General features: G+C 52.2%; 11 protein-coding genes. 6 read left to right on the top strand and 5 right to left on the bottom strand.

The genetic code is table 11. The features are described from left to right. Positions 1-10 precede the first annotated feature (10 nt). Positions 11-1,084 carry an alpha/beta hydrolase fold domain-containing protein gene (locus tag ACN0YH_RS05835; RefSeq protein WP_417378620.1) on the top strand — a complete coding sequence of 358 codons (1,074 nt, stop codon included), beginning with the start codon at positions 11-13 and terminating at the stop codon, positions 1,082-1,084. A gap of 295 nt (positions 1,085-1,379) precedes the next feature. After that, entirely contained in the window at positions 1,380-1,871 is a 492-nt protein-coding gene (locus tag ACN0YH_RS05830; protein ID WP_417378619.1) for an NUDIX hydrolase, read from the top strand. A 21-nt stretch (positions 1,872-1,892) separates the two neighbouring features. Here the strand turns inward: ACN0YH_RS05830 and ACN0YH_RS05825 are convergent, their stop codons facing one another. Further along, positions 1,893-2,498 carry a hypothetical protein gene (locus ACN0YH_RS05825; RefSeq protein ID WP_417378618.1) on the bottom strand — a complete coding sequence of 202 codons (606 nt, stop codon included), beginning with the start codon at positions 2,496-2,498 and terminating at the stop codon, positions 1,893-1,895. Positions 2,499-2,731: 233 nt separating this feature from the next. On the opposite strand from ACN0YH_RS05825, the gene ACN0YH_RS05820 reads away from it, so the two are divergent. From ACN0YH_RS05820 to ACN0YH_RS05810, 3 genes are all read left to right on the top strand, one after another. Further along, positions 2,732-3,898 carry a GYF domain-containing protein gene (locus ACN0YH_RS05820; protein WP_417378617.1) on the top strand — a complete coding sequence of 389 codons (1,167 nt, stop codon included), beginning with the start codon at positions 2,732-2,734 and terminating at the stop codon, positions 3,896-3,898. Between the two features lie 25 nt (positions 3,899-3,923). Next, the gene (locus tag ACN0YH_RS05815) at positions 3,924-4,976 is read left to right on the top strand and encodes a DUF1559 domain-containing protein (RefSeq protein WP_417378616.1); all 1,053 of its coding nucleotides are present in this window, start codon (positions 3,924-3,926) and stop codon (positions 4,974-4,976) included. A 236-nt stretch (positions 4,977-5,212) separates the two neighbouring features. After that, a complete protein-coding gene (locus tag ACN0YH_RS05810) occupies positions 5,213-7,762 on the top strand; it encodes a hypothetical protein (RefSeq protein WP_417378615.1) in 2,550 nt (849 codons plus the stop codon). 835 nt (positions 7,763-8,597) lie between these two features. Here the strand turns inward: ACN0YH_RS05810 and ACN0YH_RS05805 are convergent. Together ACN0YH_RS05805 and ACN0YH_RS05800 are read right to left on the bottom strand one after the other, a co-directional pair. After that, complete coding sequence (locus tag ACN0YH_RS05805; protein ID WP_417378614.1) at positions 8,598-12,710, bottom strand: FAD-dependent oxidoreductase; 4,113 nt, start codon at positions 12,708-12,710, stop codon at positions 8,598-8,600. Positions 12,711-12,779: 69 nt separating this feature from the next. Beyond that, the gene (locus tag ACN0YH_RS05800) at positions 12,780-13,955 is read right to left on the bottom strand and encodes a sialidase family protein (RefSeq protein WP_417378613.1); all 1,176 of its coding nucleotides are present in this window, start codon (positions 13,953-13,955) and stop codon (positions 12,780-12,782) included. 129 nt (positions 13,956-14,084) lie between these two features. Here ACN0YH_RS05800 and ACN0YH_RS05795 point away from each other — a divergent pair, with 129 nt between their 5' ends. Next, on the top strand, positions 14,085-15,140 hold the full coding sequence (locus ACN0YH_RS05795; RefSeq protein WP_417378612.1) for a GntR family transcriptional regulator: 1,056 nt from the start codon (positions 14,085-14,087) through the stop codon (positions 15,138-15,140). Between the two features lie 47 nt (positions 15,141-15,187). Here the strand turns inward: ACN0YH_RS05795 and ACN0YH_RS05790 are convergent, their stop codons facing one another. Beyond that, positions 15,188-16,282: a linear amide C-N hydrolase gene (locus ACN0YH_RS05790; protein ID WP_417378611.1), complete on the bottom strand. Its 1,095-nt coding sequence runs from the start codon at positions 16,280-16,282 to the stop codon at positions 15,188-15,190. A gap of 429 nt (positions 16,283-16,711) precedes the next feature. Continuing rightward, positions 16,712-18,364 (bottom strand): phytoene desaturase family protein, encoded by a 1,653-nt coding sequence (locus ACN0YH_RS05785; RefSeq protein ID WP_417378928.1) that lies wholly within the window; start codon positions 18,362-18,364, stop codon positions 16,712-16,714. Positions 18,365-18,540: the final 176 nt, after the last annotated feature.

Here is an 18,540-nt window from a genome sequence, read left to right as displayed (position 1 = left end):
GAGCAATACAATGACACGTTTAACTCTGATGCATGCTGGTGTTCGTCTGTTTGTGTTGTGTGCCGTGCTGGCGTTTTCCTGTCCCGGTTGGGCTGATGAAAAGCCGCAGGTGGACCAACGGCTGCAGAAACTGTTGGAACGTTTTCCCGACGCCGACAAAAATAAAGATGGTAAACTGACGCGGGAAGAGGTGCAGGAATTTCGCCAGAAGCGTCAGAGACCCAGGGGCGCAAGTGCAGAGCCGACACATGCAAATGTGAAGTATGGTAAACACGAACGGAACGTGCTCGACTTTTATCAGGCGGAATCAGATACGCCGACCCCGCTGGTGATTTACATTCACGGCGGCGGCTTTGTGGGCGGGAGCAAAAAAATGAATCCGCGGCTGATCCAGAATTTTCACAATGCGGAGATGAGTGTGGCTGCGATCCACTATCGCTTTATCAATGGAGAAGACATCCTGCTGCCTGAGCCACAGCATGACGGTGCGCGGGCCGTGCAGTTCCTGCGGAGTAAAGCGAGAGAGTGGAATATCGACAAGAATCGGGTTGCCTGTTACGGCGGTTCTGCCGGCGCGGGGATTTCGATGTGGATTGGCTTTCACGATGATCTGGCTGATTCGAATAGTCAGGACCCGGTCGAACGTGAATCCACCCGCATCCAGGCGATCGGCACCATGGGAGGTCAGAGTACTTATGATCCGATCAAAATCAAAGCGCTGGTCGGTGGTCGGGCGTGGGAGCATCCTTCCATCTTCAAAGCGTACGGCGTGACGACTGCCGAAGAAGCATTGAACCCGACGGCGGAACAGCAGAAACGCTATGATGAGTCGTCTGCCATCACGCATCTGACCAAAGATGATCCGGCACTCTACATGATCTACAGCGAAGCCGACGGTCCCCTGCCCGCCAATGCACGGCCTGGCCAGGGCATCCATCATCCCAACTTCGGCCGCGACCTGGTCAAGAAAATGAACGAGCTGGGCATCGAAAACGTCTTCGTCTACACCGGCGACAACAAAAGCGGTGCCTCCCCCCAGGCAATGCTGGAGTTCTTTCAGAAACAGTTCGCGAAGGTGAAATAGGTACTTTTCAAATGCGCCTCGATAGTGCTTCTGTGTGTGGATTTGTCTTTATAATAGAATCAATCAGGATGGGCAGTCTAAAATGGACTGGACGAAAACCGGGGCTAATGAAAGATCGCTTTGTGGTCGATTGCGTGGTGGAACAGAGAATCGCGTGTGGTCAATGACCGCAAAAAAATCAGCCGCACGGCGTTAGCTGGGTTTAGGCTCAAACGAAGAGTCCAGAACATGTGCGGCACGGTGCCAGATCGTGTTTCTTAATTCAAACTGATTTTTGTAATACAAAAGTATCTCCATGAAACAACGCAAGTCGGCTCGGGCGATTTTGTTGAATGAGCAGGAGCAGGTGCTGCTGGTGCGGCATGAAGATGCGCTGCCAGCAGATCGGTCGCGGCCGGAGGTACTCGGTTACTGGGCGACTCCCGGTGGGGGGATTGAAGATGGGGAATCAGCTGTCGAAGCACTGCGGCGGGAGTTGCGCGAGGAACTGGGGTTGGCGGACGTGGCGATCGGACGGCGAGTTGGTGTGCGTGAAGTGCAGTTGGACTTGCCAGGTGTTGGTTCTGTGCTCAGTCATGAAACGTACTATGTGTGTCGGGTGAGTGAGACGCCTGTTCTGAATTGGGATGGTTTATCGGTATGGGAGCGGCGGGTATGCAGAGCGATTCGCTGGTGGTCGCAGTCAGAATTTGCAGATACAAATGAGATTCTGCGGCCCGTGGCATTGCCGGAGTTGGTGGAGCGGGCCTTTCAAGTTGATCCAGAACCTGTGTTTTTACAGGACTGATGCCGGACTGTACCCCCACGATCAACCAGTCAGGTAGCGCCAGAAATTAAAGATGCTTTGGGCTACCTGGTTCAGGTTGAATTGCGATTTGCTGCTCGTCGGGTGATCGGACCAGGTCCAGTGGCCGGCGACTTTGTCGGATTGATCGACGACGATGGTGGCGTGCCTGTCGCCGCGATTCCAGGTGCGCAGGGTGTAGAGCTGTGGGCCACCGTGTTGAGCTGACAACTCATTCTCAGGGCTCACCATCGTCATTGAGTTTAAGAGTGTGCCCCGTGTTTGAGAAACGGAGTCAGGAGGCGCGCCCAGCAGGGCGTCTGCTTCTGCCGCGGTAATACCCAAAGGGATTTTGGCGGTGATGGACTCCAGTTCGGTCACCGGATTGTGGGGGGCGTATTTGATAAAAATGCCGAGCGTCACCAACAGCAGGCAGCCGAGCGACGAGAGGAAAATTACCAGATATCGTTTGACCTTGGGATGCACTAACTTGGGAGCTCCGTGACAGGATTCGTCTGCTTCGTTGATTGCATTCACGCTGTTTATATTAAACCAGCCGTGTTGTTTTGTCACGTAGAATCTGAGATTTGCTGTGGGATCTGGAGACGAATGGTGTTTTGCAGAAATCATTAAGGAATTCCTTCAGGCTCTATGGGCATTCTGAGGAAACCGCGCCAGCTTTGCTGATCCGATGTTATTTGAGGTTCCCTGTTTTCTCTGGTCTTCATTTCTTATTTTAGTATGGAAAATATGTCCACAGAGTGTGTACGATAGGATAGTTCGGATGTGTCTCAAGCAGAATCGTTTTGAGGCAGCAGGTCATCAGAGGAGCACCGTTTTATTCACGTGGATTGATATTCAATATGGCGAGCGACTGGTACTACAGGCAGGATGATCAGGAACTGGGGCCTCATACGTTTCGTGACCTGGTGGAAATGGTACGTGAGGAGCAGATATCTCCCGAGACCCTGGTTCGTCCGCATTACCTGGATGAATGGCAACGCGCTGATTCCGTGGTGGGTTTGTTTTATATGGCACGTCGTGATCCGGCGACACTTCCTCCCATTCAGACTGCAGATACCGAGGCTGATTCCGAGTTCGCCGATGTAGACGAACTGGACCAGTTTCTGACCGATTCGGAAGCGACTGAGCAAGAAGCCAATGCTCGCCTGGCAGAACAGGATGCGAAAAAACCGGGTTGGCTCAGACGTCTGCTTTCCTTAAGGGACAGCAAGATTCCCCCGGTTCCCGTTAATCCTCAACACGCGGTCAATGTTAATCTTAATGAAGTTAATCTTAATGAACCAGTGGCAGATGATTCTGCTGCCGCTGCTGAATCGCTCTCGAATTCAGCGCTGGAAGAGATTCCCGGCGGGAACTTACCTGTTTCAGAAACAACAGATGACGCGGACGAAGAAGTTTCAACGGGCGCATATTCCGATGAGACCTGGGCGTCGACGGTGAATGCCGCCGTGGAACGGGTCGATGCGCGGGCTCCTAAGCAGGAAGAACTCCCCCCTCCCCGACAGATCGTGCCGGCTGTGAGCCTGTCGTTTCTGGAATCGCCTCTCTTTCGTAAGCTGATGTTTACCGTTGCTCTGTTAGCGTGCGCCAGTGCCGGCATCTACGCGTTTCAGCACTGGATGGGACAAGGCAAACTCTTCTTTCCTCTGGTCGGTGAAACTTCGCCTCTGTTGTTTCTCGTCTATTCCGCCTGCACATTTCTGGTGACCATCATTCTGGGGATGTTGATCACGTACATCGCTTCGCCTTATTTGCGTCATGGGTTCAAACTGGGATCCGCCGTGGTGACTGCCAGTATCACGGTTTTTTATCTGCTGAACTGGTCCAGGCAGCAGAATCTGATTTTTCCTTCACGAAAACTAACCGAGGCAAAACTGTATTTCCCCATCATGGGTGAGTGTACTCAATTTGCTTACTGGATGTATTTCGTAGATGTTGTGATTGTTGTTGCCGTGCTGACTTATTTTGCCGCCTGGTGGCTGGAGGCCCATGCTGATGATGTGTAAACGCAGTTTATCCAATAGGGTGTCGATGTGTTCTGATTCTGACTGTTGTCGCCAAAGAAGCGGATATACCATTATCGAACTTCTGATGGTGGTGGGAGTGATCAGTATTTTAATTGCACTGGCGCTGCCTGCGGTTCAATCAGCGCGTAATTCCGCGCGTCAGGTTCAATGCTTAAACAACATGCGCAACGTGGGGCTGGGGCTGATACAGGCAACCGACGCAGCCGACCGGTTTCCCGCCTGCGGATATTATGGTGATGGGACACCAGGGACCGTCGGTTCTTTTCGCAGTTGGGTTGTGGAAATCCTGCCCTACATCGATCAGTCGACTCTCTATAATCAATGGGACTTCGATAGACATTACCTGGACCCATTGAATGCCCCGCTGGGGGAAACACATATTCCGGTCTTAACCTGTGCCGACGATATCAGCGTTGTGCCCGGACAGGGGAACCTGTCTTACGTGGTCAACAGTGGTGTCGGTTTTTCTGCATTGATTGCCGGCATTCATGATTGCCCGATTGGTCCCGCGAGTGGAAAACTGGACCTGAACGGAAACGGGATTACCTGTAATTCCTCGACGGAAGGGGATGGGACCCCTTCGGATCGCGAAATGTTTTTTCAGATGGGTCTGTTTTTTAACGAAACGTGGAAAGGGGAAGTTCGGGCGCGGCGTCATCATACCATGGCAGGGCTCACGGATGGTGCCTCCAATACCATGATGATCTCTGAAAATATCCGCACGGGTTATGATCCGACCAGGTCGCAGTCGAACTGGGCCTCCCCCAATCCTTATCTGACCAGTTTTTATATTGGATATCCCTGCCTGAAGGGGACGTGTTCTGAAGGGAACGTCGATTATAATCTTGCCAATTCAGGCTCCAATGCGATCAATGCCGGCATTGACCAGCCTGAGGGGAGTTCCCCTTTTCCCAAATCATTGCACTATGGTGGTGTCAATGTGGGTTACTGTGACGGTCACTTTCAGTTTCTCTCCGAGAAGATTGACGGAAAGGTTTATGCTGCTCTCGCGAGTCCCCAGGGAGGAGCATTAGAGGGGACGCTGTTAGCTCAATAGGATTTTTTCGGAGGAGCGGGAATGTCTGGACAATCACAGGCTGCCTGCTTGCTCTAAAATCATATCAGACAACATGAAGCTGTGTCCGGTTTTACTGTAGCGTCGCCAGGGCTGTTTGGCCCGAGTATATTCGATTGAGAGACGCTATCGTTAAATGTGATACGCTCTAGTAGACAGAAATAAAGATAATACCAATGCCTTTTCCTCGATCAATCTGCTCCGCTGGTTTTAGTCAAATGACTGTTTTCCTGATTGTCATGGAGTTGTTTTTCACTGACCCTCTCTCAGCGCAAACTGATCCGGGTAATGGTCAACCTGGTAAAACAACTGTCTTAAAAACATTCGATCCTCAGACACGCAAGAAGTTTGATCAGGCAGATAAGAACGAGGATGGCGTGCTGGACCAGGCAGAGTATCTGGCCACGCTCAAGCCTGAGCATCAGCAGGTGGGGCGCCGGGATTTCCTGATCACTGACCAGAATCAGAATCAGCAGATGGAGTTCAACGAATACCATGCTACTCCCTCTGTGCCTCTGTCGCAGCGTCTGTTTCCTGATCCCGTCAGCGATCGGGTACAGGAGCAACTGACTGTTCTGCAGCGGCGCTTCAAGGTGTCAGATCGGAACGCCGATGACCAGTTCAGTCAGCAGGAATTTCGGGAGGCCCGGATCACGACAGCCATCCCCGGACTGGCACAGACTTCCTTTGCCGACTGGGACCGGGACAAGAATGGTCAGATCTCTCAGGATGAAATCCAGCTTCTACTGGAAATTACCTACGGTGTGCGGAATGTCGATGGTCAACTGTTGCGGGAACCTTCAGGCCGCGTGGTGAACTTGATGTTGTTCAACCATCTGGATTCGGATCACAATGGTCAACTGAGTGCCGGGGAACTTAAGCCCCAGTTGAAAGGGGAACAGCAGGTTCAGGAGCTATTGAAGCAGGCCGACCAGAATCAGGATCAGCAATTAAGCCTGGAAGAATGGAAGACGACAACTCCCTGCTGGATCGACCCGGTATACTACTTCAGGCGGATCGATAAAAATTTCGACGCCCGACTCGACCCCGGAGAACTGGCCAATGACACCGGTTTTCATCGTGACCTGGCTCCCTACCTGATCCCGGCTTTTGATGTGAACGCGGATGGGGTGCTCACCCTGTACGAGTATCTGAATACCCCGATCACCAACCCGGTTGTGAAGTGGCATGTCGAACGGAAAGATAAGGACAATGATGGGATGCTTTCAGAAGCCGAGTTTGACTGGGATACGGGGCTGACGGCGCGCTCCCTGATTTGCGATTACTTCGCGCTGCTTGATCGGGATTCCAACCAACGGCTCGACCAGGGTGAGTTCTTCTTGAATACGAAAGCCAAAACTCCCCGCAAGCTGTTTGATCAGGCTGATAAAAATAAAGATGGCGTACTGGACCAGTTAGAGTACATAGCCACTCTCAAACCTGAGCATCAGCGGGTGGGCCGGCGGGATTTCCTGCTCAGCGACCATAATCAGAACCAGTTAATGGAGTTCGAGGAGTACTTCAGTACTCCCTCTATCCCCGTGGCCCAGCGGCGGTGCCCTGACCCGGTCAGTGATCGGGTACAACAGCAACTGGCCGCCTTGCAAGAGCTTATCCGGGAGAGGGACAGCAATGGTGACGGTGATTTGAGCGTGCAGGAGTTCAAGGAGTCGCCGTTCAGATTCAATATTCCCGGGATGGAATTCACTTCCTTTACCCACTGGGATCTTAATCGGAATGGGCAAATCTCCCCGCAGGAGTTGCAGCTTCTGCTGGAAATCGCTTACGGGGTGCGTACCTCGGATGGCCAGTTACTGCGCGAACCTGGGGTCCGCGTTGTGAACTGGATGTTGTTCCAACACCTGGATCTGGACCGTAACAGGCTGCTTAGTAAGGGAGAGCTTAAGTCCCGGTTCAAAGAGACACAAGAGTTGCAGGAACTATTGAAACAAGCCGACCAGAATCAGGATGGGCATTTAAGCCTTGCGGAATGGAAGACGACGCGCCACTGCTGGATTGACCCGGTTTACTACTTCAAGCGGATCGACAAAAATTTCGATGCCCGGCTAGATCCGGAGGAACTGGCCAGCGATAACGGCTTTCACCGCGACCTGGCACCTTACCTGATTCCGGCATTCGATCGGGACGGAAACGGATTGCTCTCCCTGTATGAGTATCTGAATACCCCGATTACCAACCCGGTGGTGAAGTGGCATGTCGAGCGAAAAGACAGAAATCATGACGGCACCCTTTCGGTAAACGAATTCGAATGGGGGAATGGGATGTCGGCCCGTGCCCTTGTTCATGACTACTTTGCTTTGCTAGATCGAGACCAAAATCAGCGACTCGATAAGCAGGAGTTTTTTCTGCAGATTGATCTGGTAAAAGCACCTCGCGAAGTCGTATTTGCAGAACTGGATCTAAATAAAGACGAGGCACTTTCCTTTGACGAGATCTTTGCTGCTACCAAAAAGGTGATCAATCCCAATGATGGCATTCCGTATGATCAAGTTCTGTCGAATGCAGAAACCGAATTCAATCAGTTAGATCTGGACCATGACAACCAACTCAGTCTCCTTGAATTTCAAGATGAACTGGCGGTGGTGGTACTCCCCCCTTTTACTTACAACCCCAGGTTAGTAAACGATCTTAGAAAGAGTGTGCCCATTCCAGAAACTGATTACACCATCTGGGTTGTGATGAGCGTGAACATCCTGCTTGCCTTAGCAGTGCTTTATTATTTCATAAGAGTACGAGCCAAAAGATAAACTGACAGAACCAGTTTGTTTGGCTAGAGCGCATCAGATTGAAGTATAGCGTCTCTCAATCTAATATACTCGGTCCAAACAGCCCCGGAGACGCTACAGTAAAACTGGACACAGTCTAGTCTGCGGCAGCGGGATTGCTGTTCAGCTGCGAGATGTTCATCTGCGTGCGAGAGGATGAAATCGGGTAGAACCTGTCTGTAGAGAATGTTTGTAAAGACATTCTTAATTTGCAGCCTCGTCAGGGTTCCCCTCACAATTGACGGAAGACTGAATTACCAGGTGCTTGTTTTGTATTGGGTATGCCAATCCATTAATTGTCAATTAGTCTGCTGTTTGCTGGTCTCATTCTGAATTGTATTGGGATCGGACCTTTAACACTGGGTCGGGAAAACTCATGCGCATTGCCGGGCGAGTCGACAGAAGGCATCTGGAATGTCTGGTTTTGAAAGGGATGTTAGCTGATGCCCGATTTCTATTTTCAATTTTATTGTGGCCTATTTTGTGGAATGGCCTGGGGGCGTCAAGCGGAGATGGACAAAAAGAGTGCGCGATACGGGTTGATATGTTTTGATAGCAGGGCGAACCGGGTGCGATACCCGCGCGATAGTTGCGTGATGTGTGTCGACAGGACGCGTACGTGTGAGCAGGTGTTTTGTCAGATCGTGTTGAGGCAAGCGGGTTTGATAGTGCCGTTGTTATCTCCTGTTCGTGATCATCACCTGAACCAGTAGTGGATCGCGCGCGACTTGCTTATAAGCGCTCATCATGCCGCGCGGCGAGTGAGTGTCAAGACGAATTAATGCAGTAGAAAGTGAACAGGATGCAGTCACTTGAATCAATTTTGAATGTGGTCCCAGGCCTGCTGCAGAAAGGTACCGCGTTTGATGTTGGTTGCCGGGGACTTTTGGTTTTCAGCCTGTTGGACTTGCGCGGCCAGTTGGCGCGGGTTGAGGGTTCCCTGCTCCAGTTGCTGCAGTCCCTGTTCCCAGGCGGTCTGGACAGATTGAGTCAGCGGTTCGTTGAGCCGGGCGTTGTAGTCGTTGAAGAAGCCTTTTGTCGCATAATAGAGGGCAGCCGGTATTGCCGGGTCCGAATCGGTGATTTTGATGTCGTTAAAGAAGCTGACCAGTTGACGATGACGCACGAGAGTTTGCAGCAGCAGTTCGGGATCGAGGTTGGCAGGAGTCGTCGACTGCTGTTTCGCGAGCGCGGCGGCATAGCCGGCAGCTTCTCCGGTCTGCAGGAAGACGGGTTCCAGACGGATGGCGCCCCAGGCAATATGGGTCGCAGAGAGACAAACGGGGACCAGCAGGTTATCGACGTCCTGTGGCAGCAGTGCGCGATAGGGGATCTGCGACGGACGGGATTCTTCGGTAAGAATCAGTTTGCCGTCGTATTTGAAACCTGGCCGACTGTCGGTGGTGCAGGAATGCGAGTCCATATACCAGTCGGTGACGGCAATGCTGTCTGGGTGGATGGGGGTTCGGCGGTAGTCTGCAGTCAGCATGCCATCATTTTCATTGAAGACATGACGTCCCACAATGCGGCGGGCTTCGCGGACATACATTTCGTAGGGAACGTGATCGTGGTCGGCGTATTCATCTTGGGGGAGCCCCCATTCGAGGTACTTCTTACGTTGTACCGCGGGGATCGATTCATCATGCTGCAGAAACCACATCAGACCCAGGCCGAAGTTGAGATGCTGCTGAATGATCTGTTCGCGGGTGGACCAGTCAGCTTCAGGGTATTTGTGATTCTGTCCCGGCATGATTGGACTGTTGACGTGCGACTTGTGATTGGGACCACGACTGGCAGGGATATACCGGCGGTGAAAGTTGAGATAATCCTCCCGATTGTAGCTGGTAGGTTTGGGGATGGGCAGTCGATTGGCGGGATCGGAGGTGACGCAGAAACGATAATTGTAAGCCTGGATAGCACCATCTGCAGTGAACGGGCTGGTCGGGTCCATACTCCCCTGCCTTGCTCCGTAGACGCGAATGTTGAGTCCTTCTTTGACGATGCTCTCGGGACGGTGGCCATCTATATTGACGAATACTTTACCGGCGTGCGGTTCGTTGAATTCCTCGCGGGCTTCCCGACCGACACGATACGGGACATCAGCCAGTGCGAACAGATCACCTTCATAGGTCGCATCGGCAAAGGTGGTGCCATTAACCTGAATCGTTTCGGGAGTACCGAAGCGGCAGAGGGTGACGCTTTTAATGAGGGCGTCCTGGCGATCGACTTCCGTCGGGTAATGATTCAACAGGAGTGTGATCTTGTTTTCCTGGGCGACGAGCCGATTGTATTCGCGTTCCGCGACATGCGGTTCCGCCCAGCCGATGGGATATTTTTCGTGGGTGTAGCGAATCGTCTGGTGATCGCGGGAGTCGCGACCGAAAGTATCGATGTAATAATTCTCGATGTTTTCGAGCAGTTCACTGAAGAGAGGCGAACGGGGGCCGCCGTAGAGAGCGTCCCACTGCATGAGGCCGTTGGTCATCATGCCGCCGAGATGACCGTTATGCTGCACGAGCAGCACGGAACAATCTTCCCGGGCCGCACGCACGGCACAGGCGACACCGCCGCCCGTTCCGCCGATGACGACAACATCGTATGTTTTGCCATTTACTTTCGCTGCAGGAGTCTCTTTCGCCAGGGTGACGGATTCGCCCGAATGTCGGGTACGTTCACCGGGGGTGCGGGGTTTGGTTTTATCAGCGAGGGGGGAGACAGCAACGTGGGCGGCCTGTGGATTGGGAAGCGGTTTCGCGACCGGTTTTTCCGCCATGCTGATTTCCGGAAATCCGGAGGCTTTTGTGCCGGCACGCTCGGCAGCAGCGATTTCTACAGGCAGCAGTTGCAGGCCATCGACGACGACGTAGCCATCAGCGCCGGTATTGGAAATGGTAATGTGCGCTGGCTGCCCGGCTTCGAAATGGAATTCACCCAGCGAGACTGGAATGCGATTGATGAGAGCGGGTTCCCGCTGGTTGACGATGACGGTTTTTTCTCCGTCTGTACTGTGAATGGTGACCGGCACTTTCGTGGAACGGTTCTCATGCCAGGTATAGAGCAGACGGATTTCGTAGTCGCCTGTGTGTTTGATTTCAGGCGAGAAGCGAGCGGATTTCTTTCCGCGGTCTTTGTTATTATCGTGTGTGTAGGTGGGGCCGATGGGAGACGGCTGGCGATTACTTTCACTCCAGCCTCCCGTGTATTCGGCTGCGGAATCATCGAGGACGATTCCTGGCAGCTTTTTCGCCGGCGTGATGACGCGCGTCTGTGGTTGTCCACGTTTGACGGGCGAAGGCCAGTCGAGCAGTTGGCCGTCGGCGAGGAGTTGGGTACGGAGTCGCTGGTAGTTGATTTCCTGGATCGGGCAGTCCGCATCGATGGCCTGGCTGGCAGCGGTGGCAGCGGACTGGCTGAGGATCATGAGCACGGGTTCCATGCGAGTGGAGCCAAAGGCGACGTGACTGGTGGAAATCGCGAAGGTGACCAGCAGGTTATTGCATTCGGATGCTTTGGGAACGATGGCGTCAAAGCCGATGGGATAAGGACCGCGGGTGCTGGTATGGCCGAGCAGTTTGCCTTCGCGGATCATGATACCGTTATGAGCAATACGACGGATTTCGTGGATGTCGACTCCATAAGAAGCCAGTCCCACGGATTTAGAAGCGACTTCCGTGTGACGACAATGATGTTCTGTCATGACCAGGTCAGAAATCATCCGCCGTGACTCGCGAATATAAAGCTGATGCGGCCAGCCTCCGTTATCAAGAAATTCATCTTTGCAGAGACCGTATTGACTGATCTGCTGACGGACTTTTTCAGGGACGCGGGAGTCCGTCTTCAAAAAATGATAGAGGCCGCGAGCGTAGTTTTCGTGTTCTTTGATAATTTTCTGACGCTCTGCATGGCTGGCTTCGGTGTAGCCTTTGTTTCCGCCGACGTAATTCAAACCGAAGTAGGCTGTGTTGAAATCGAATTTGCCGTTGGGGAGCGCATCGTGTTTGGTGAACCAGCGGAGGTCCATGTCATCGCCGGCCTTCTGACAGGCTTGGATGTAGCGGGCGACGATTTCATAGCGGGCAGGATCGTAGTCGGCGGGAGGTTCAATGGGGATGCGGTTCTCGGTTTGATCGGTGACGCAGAGTCGGAAACAGTAAGCCTGCACGCCGGGAGCGGCTTCACCGGGTATGCCGAGTTTACCTTCTTCGATCAGCGGTAACAGACCGCTGTCCGGCTTTCCGGGAATACGATATGGATCGAGTGGGATGGAGCGGTCCCATAAGCCACGACGATCCTTGCGGCGACCGATGGCATTGACTTTCCCAAACTGAATCTGTGGGATTTCGTGGTACTGGATACCATTCAGAGTTTCGTTGTATTGCGAATTGGCTTCGCGGGTCAGCGAGTAAGAGACACCGGCTGCTGCCAGGAGATCACCTTCATAGGTGGTGTCGATAAACATCTTCGCATCAATGCGGGTCCCCTTTTCTGTGATCAGGGTTTGAATGCGCGGTCCCTGTTTGATGACCTGTTTCAGCGGTTCCCCTTTGAGAACAGTGACGCCGGCTTCTTTGATCATCTCGTCGAAGACCTGCTCGGCGACATGAGGTTCGAGCTGTGTTTCCAGAGGCTTGTTGTATTTCCTGCCAATGCGTTGATAGAACTCGCGCGCCATGCCGGCAACGGTCGCTGCTTTACCCATGTCGGAAAAGCTGAGCCCGCCGGAACTCATGCCACCCAGATGCTGGCCGGGTTCAATGAGTATCGCCTGTTTTCCGAGTCGGGCCGCTTTGACGGCAGCGACAACGCCTCCGGATGTTCCGCCGTAGATGCAGATGTCGACGCTGTGATCGGGCTTGTCAGCAGAGACTGACTGGAAAGGAAACAGACAGCAGCAGACGAGGATGAAAATAATGAGGCAGTTACGAGGCATGGCAGGAACTCAATCTTTCTCGGGGAGCGATACCGGGTTTCAGAGTTGATGATGACTTCCGTATTCGGGTCAGTCCTGTAAGATCCATTTCAATGGAAATCGGGCGATGGTCAAGGCGGTTGTGTCGTAACCGTTATTTTTGAAGCCGCCATCTTCATAGAAACAGAAGATCGTTCCATCGGGCAACGCTGCTAAATCGCTGTAGCCGCTGATTCCCGGTTCGAGTACCTGTTTGCTGGCCCAGGTGTGACAGTCATCAAAGCTGACCTGCAGCGTCAGGTTTTTGCGGTCGCGATTGGGCATTCTACGTTTGGTTTTGTTTTCCAGGTTATCCGGGTTCGCGAAGACAATCGCATTCCTGGGTTGTGACTTACTGGCGGGGAGACGCAGGATACTGGCCATACAGACCGGTTCGCGGAGTTGATCGTCAAAATGTTTGCTGGTCCAGTTCGTCGCGCCGTTGTCGCTTACAGCAATCAGACGACGATGCGGTTCCGACTCCGTGCGGATATTGACCAGGACCTGATGATTAAACAGCTGGACTGCGACGGTTTCACTGGGATTCACTACCGTTTCACCGGCGACGGTATCTCCCTGCTTCACGATGATGTCACCCCGCTGCCAGGTCTTGCCGTGATCGTCGCTGAAGATGGTGGCGACGCAGGAAGGACGATGTTTTTTTCCGCCTGTCGAAAGCCAGATAGGTACGAGCAGACGACCATTTTGTAATTGAATACCATGCCCTGGGCCGGTAGCGATGACGTTCCAGTCGTACTCCTTGCGGAACTGTTCGAAGACACTGGTGATTTCCAGGGGCTTACTGAAGGTTTTGCCGTCGTCTTTACTGTCGATATAAAAACAGCGGCCGTAGTTCTCACAATACAGCAGATGGACCTGTCCGGTCTGGGCATCGGCGAAGGCGACGACATTATTGACAGTGTTTTCTTTCGCGTCGTGAATGGTCTGGGGAGCCAGCCAGGACTTGCCGCCGTCGATGCTGCGGCGCATCAGAATATCAATATCGGCCCAGTCGCCAGCCGCTTTACGGGCTTCGCAGTAAGCCAGCAGTGTCCCCTGCTTCGTGGTGATAATGCCGGGAATGCGGTAGTGATGATATTGGCCGTCGCGTGCTTCGAACAGGACCGTCTTTTGCAGATCGTCGGCCTGGCTGTGTTGTAGCGGCGAGAGAATCACCAACAGTGAGAGGGAGAAAAACAGTATGGAGCGCAGTGGAAGGAGTGTCATTTTACCGGTTTCCCGTTTCAAGTAAATAATATTATAGTTGCGATATTATTATCTCTGTTGTAATATTATAAAACTGCTAACAGAAATGAAAGCATAAAATGCATTTTTTCAAATGAATGAGATACCTCTATGAAACCGGCGATTGTGGATCTGGCCGAGCGAATTCAGACTGATATTCAAGCGCGCAAACTGAAACCCGGCGATCCTTATTTTACAACCAGTGAAACGGCCCGCTCTTTTCAAGTGAGTGGTACGACGGCGAACCGGGCTTTACAGTTACTGACACAGCGTCGTGTACTGGTGCGCAAACAACGCGCGGGAACCTTCATAGCCGAACCGGATAAGAAACAGTCATACGGTCTGAAGTGCGTACATCTGGTGGTACATCAGAAGTTTCTGGAGCGTGAAGGATTACTGGCTGATGGGATCGTGATTGGCATTCAGCGGGAAATGCCTGACGCTGAGCTGCAGTTCAATTTTCTGCCCCATCGAGAGGAGGAAGTGTATGTGCAGGAGATCGTCAATCGTGCGTTGATGTCGAGCGAGCCGGAAGGCTTTGTCCTGCAGCGGGCCCAGGTGGGCGTGCAGCGGATTTTGGAAGAGAGTGGTCTTCCTACTGTCGTGAATGGTTTGCTGCAACCTTCGATCAGTGGGCTGGCGCAGATTGACCGCGATCAGAAACAGATTGGTCGCCTGCTGATTCAGGAACTGCTGCATAAGAAGTGCACGCGGTTTCTGGTTGTACTGCGGGATCAGGTGACAACGGGAGATCATCAGTTGCTGGATGTGATCCAGAGAGAGTTGAATGCAGCGGGCTTTGGTCTGGATCAACTCTGTATTCGCTGTCTCCCCGCAGATGACCGAGCGATTCAGGCGGCGGCGTTAGATGTGCTCCATCAGTCAACAGACAAATTAGGAGTACTGTGTCGCTCGGAACCGGCAGCGCGGGCGATTGGAGAAAGTGTATTCGGAGAGCCACTGCCTAAGAGCAGACGTCCGGAACTCGTTGTAGCAGACCGGTTCGCCCGTGAACACAGTGATTGCCCGTTTCCCTATATCCGCGCCTGCCTTTCTCCTGTTGCCTATGGACAGGAGATCGGCAGGATGCTGATAAGACAGATTGATGGTGAAGCAGCAGCAACAATGCTGACTCATGTCGAAGTCGAACTGGTACGGCCGGAGTAGCCGATGCGAAAGATCAGTTTGCATCGACTACCACGGCTGAGACTTTTTTACCTGGCACAACCAGAGACATCCATAATCTGCTCTTCGCCTTGAATCGAGATTGTTTTGATCTCGGTTGCATTCAGGTCGACGCAATTTAAATTAATCATGCGGATAGTGCTGTCTTCATAGGTGCGAAAGTAATAGCGTAAGTTCGTGAGGTCCGTGACGGCGGTCCACAAGGTATAATCCACCGATGATTTGCCATTCATGGAGCCGCGTACTGCTCCTTTGGGAATGTCGAACTGGTTGAGAATATGAAACGTCTGCAGGACACCTTCGAGAGCCGTCTGAACGGGTAAGGCTGTTGCTGAAAAAGCTGTTGCTCGTACAAATCTTGATGGTGGTGTAAAGTCTCCGGGGATTCCAAACAGACCAGCTACTTTACCGAATCCATTAATTTTGAGATCGCCAACCATCACATCTGGCTTATTTGTGTCTGTCAGGTTTACATAATTCCCGAGGTTTGTGAGATGCCAGTCAAATGCAGGTGCATTGGTAAAAACACCCAAAGGATTCTGATGGATATTTAATTCACCTTTAACATATTCGAGAACGATCGATTTTCCGCTGGCGTCAGTCGCGATATAGTGAAAAGGGGGAATGCCACCCAACTGTTCCAGAACGACTTTGCCGACTTTGACCTGTTTGATTTTTTCTACCACGTCATCGACTGTGATACAGTTGCTCAGGAGGTAAACGGGAACTTGCTGAGGGCTGATGGTTCGGGTGAGGTCTTTCTCTGTAACTGTCTGAAAATCGGCATAACCGGGAAAATAAAAGATACCGACGTGTAGCCCCTTTTCGTTGATCCCATCTGCTATAATCGGCAGACCAAATGCATTCATCCCGACGAAACCATATTGAGTCGTCCAGGTAAGCCCCTGCTTCTGGCCAGGAGCCGTTCCCATGAAATTGAGATTCCGGGGTACGACGATAATATTCGAATGCAGTTCTTGTGCAAACTCGAGTGTGCGGCCGAAGATGACAGAGCCGTCTTTGGGTTTGATGGTAATTCCCGTGCAAGCGTAAGTCGTCGAGTGGCAGAGGGCAGTAGAGACAATAATCCCCATGAGGACCATGGATTTAATGAGACGTATCAAAGCAGTTCTCCAAAATGTCTATGCAGGGAATCTGATTCCGAAGCAGGGACCTGAAATAAATTAAGAAATCGAAAAGTGTTGATGGGTGAGCGCCGGTCAGTCTAAGACTTGCAGCAGGTTTTATCTCTTTCGGCATCTTCATGGAGAAATCTCAAGGAAGGAAAAATTGAGAGATGTGATCTCTGAAAATCAGAATTTCTGTAGCGACAAATCAGTTTAAAACGGATGGGATGTATTCACCGAAACTGGAGTGGTGCCTTATCAAATCGGGTAGATGGATCAATCCGATTCATGCGACTGTAGCGCCCACGACACAAGGAAAACCCTCATTGAGGAGTCAGTTCAGGGAGGGATTTCTGAAATCTGCTCTGTACAGAAATATTCGATTTCGATCGGATCCCGTTTTACGATCCTAAACCAGGAAGGAGGTTAAAGCTTGCCATCTCGCAGCATCTCTCGCGCTGCATTGCGACCGCAGGCTCCCATGACGCCTCCTCCGGGATGGGCTGCACTCCCACACAGGTAAAGACCTTTGATGGGGGTGCGGTAATCGCTCCAGCCGGGGATCGGACGCATGTTGTACAACTGATGGGTGGGCATTGCGCCCTGAAAAATATTGCCACCCGTCAGGCTGAAGATTCGCTCCAGATCCAGAGGGGAAAGGACCTGACGATGCAGAACTGACGCTGGTACGTTGGGTGCGAATTCGGCGATGCGATTAATACAGCGATCTGCGAAGTCCTCTTTGATTTCGTCCCAGGTGCCGCTGGCCAACTGGTAGGGGGCATATTGCACAAACAGAGAGAGGATATGCTGGCCGGGAGGAGTCAGTGTGGTGTCGATGGCTGAGGGGATCGTCATTTCAATGATCGGCTTTTGTGACGGGACGCCATATTTAGCATCATCGTAGGCCCGTTCGATTTCTTCACAGGTGGTTCCAATGTGAATGGTCCCCCGGTGCTGTGGCTGTGGCTCATTATTGCCGGGCAAACAAGTGAAATCGGGCAGTTCACTGACGGCAACATTAATTTTCATGCTGGCGCTGCTGTAGTCAATGCGGCTGACTGCTTTCTCGAATACGTCAGGAAGTATGCCCGCGGGGATCAGTTTTTCGAACGTAATATGCGCATCAGCGTTTGAAGCGACGCAGCGGGTAACGATAGTTTCATCGTTTGAGAGGCGGATTCCAGATATCTGATTTCCGGAGATAAGGATTTCTTCAACGGTGACACCTGTGCGAATTTCGACACCAGCTGCTTTCGCGGAAACAGCCATTGCCTGGCTCAAAGCTCCCATACCTCCCTCGACATAGCCCCAGACGCCTCGTGCGCCCCCCGCTGAACCCATTACGTGGTGTAGTAACACATAAGCGGTTCCCGGTGCTGAAGGTGGTTGAAAGGTCCCAATAATTGCATCGGTGGCCAGAGTTGCTTTGAGGATATCGGATTCGAACCAGCGATTCAGAATGGGGAGTGCGGGGCCGGTAAGCAGCTCGATTGCTTCGGGGATCGTTTCTCCCAGACTTTTCAGTGACTGATGTAAGTGGTACGCGGTTTTTGTATCCCGGAATTTTTTCCTCAAACCGACGGACCGCCAACTGGCAGGCAGAGGGAGTAGATCGGGAGGTGTCTGAATTAAAGCGGGTTCCAGGCACTCGGCGATTTTTTCCAGCATGGCTTCATAGCGGGGAAACTGTTCCGCATCGCGCGGGCTGAACTGCGCAATCTGTTCCTGATTCTGTTTCAGATCGGGGCCGAGCAATAGAGATCTGCCGTCGGTCCCGGGGGTGAAAGAACTGGGGTTGCGCGGCAGCACACGATAGCCGTGACGGGCCAGTTGCATTTCCTCTTCGATTTCGGGCAGGAGCAGACTGACCAGGTAGGAAGCAGTAGAGACTTTAAAGCCGGGCCAGAGTTCCTCGGTCACACAGGCGCCTCCAACCAGTTCGCGACGTTCGAGAATCAGCACCTTCCACCCCTGCCGAGCCAGTTGATGGGCACAGACGAGTCCGTTATGCCCTGCTCCGATAATTACACAATCATACATTAATGCTGTTTCCGGTTGATTAAAGAATCGATTTATTAAACAAGTTGTATTATGAAACAATTCGAGTGATGTGCCAGTGTGAGAGGAGATCTATACAGTGCACCATGGTTGTGTTGTAAAAATTGAGCTGGTTTCTTGAGGGAGTGTGTACAGCCACCAGGGAGCCCGTTATGATTTTGTTTGTATTTCAACATCAAATAAACTCGTGCAAA

Source organism: Gimesia sp. (assembly GCF_048262075.1).
Taxonomy (GTDB): Bacteria; Planctomycetota; Planctomycetia; order Planctomycetales; family Planctomycetaceae; genus Gimesia.
Note: the sequence above shows the minus strand (reverse complement) of the source record. Positions and strands in the feature narration are given on the sequence as shown.

What these genes read in the sequence shown, in the direction of transcription:
- ACN0YH_RS05835 (WP_417378620.1), top strand. Translation starts at nt 11, where the DNA reads ATGACACGTTTAACTCTGATGCATGCTGGTGTTCGTCTGTTTGTGTTG.
- ACN0YH_RS05830 (WP_417378619.1), top strand. Translation starts at nt 1,380, where the DNA reads ATGAAACAACGCAAGTCGGCTCGGGCGATTTTGTTGAATGAGCAGGAG.
- ACN0YH_RS05825 (WP_417378618.1), bottom strand. Translation starts at nt 2,498, where the DNA reads ATGATTTCTGCAAAACACCATTCGTCTCCAGATCCCACAGCAAATCTC.
- ACN0YH_RS05820 (WP_417378617.1), top strand. Translation starts at nt 2,732, where the DNA reads ATGGCGAGCGACTGGTACTACAGGCAGGATGATCAGGAACTGGGGCCT.
- ACN0YH_RS05815 (WP_417378616.1), top strand. Translation starts at nt 3,924, where the DNA reads ATGTGTTCTGATTCTGACTGTTGTCGCCAAAGAAGCGGATATACCATT.
- ACN0YH_RS05810 (WP_417378615.1), top strand. Translation starts at nt 5,213, where the DNA reads ATGACTGTTTTCCTGATTGTCATGGAGTTGTTTTTCACTGACCCTCTC.
- ACN0YH_RS05805 (WP_417378614.1), bottom strand. Translation starts at nt 12,710, where the DNA reads ATGCCTCGTAACTGCCTCATTATTTTCATCCTCGTCTGCTGCTGTCTG.
- ACN0YH_RS05800 (WP_417378613.1), bottom strand. Translation starts at nt 13,955, where the DNA reads ATGACACTCCTTCCACTGCGCTCCATACTGTTTTTCTCCCTCTCACTG.
- ACN0YH_RS05795 (WP_417378612.1), top strand. Translation starts at nt 14,085, where the DNA reads ATGAAACCGGCGATTGTGGATCTGGCCGAGCGAATTCAGACTGATATT.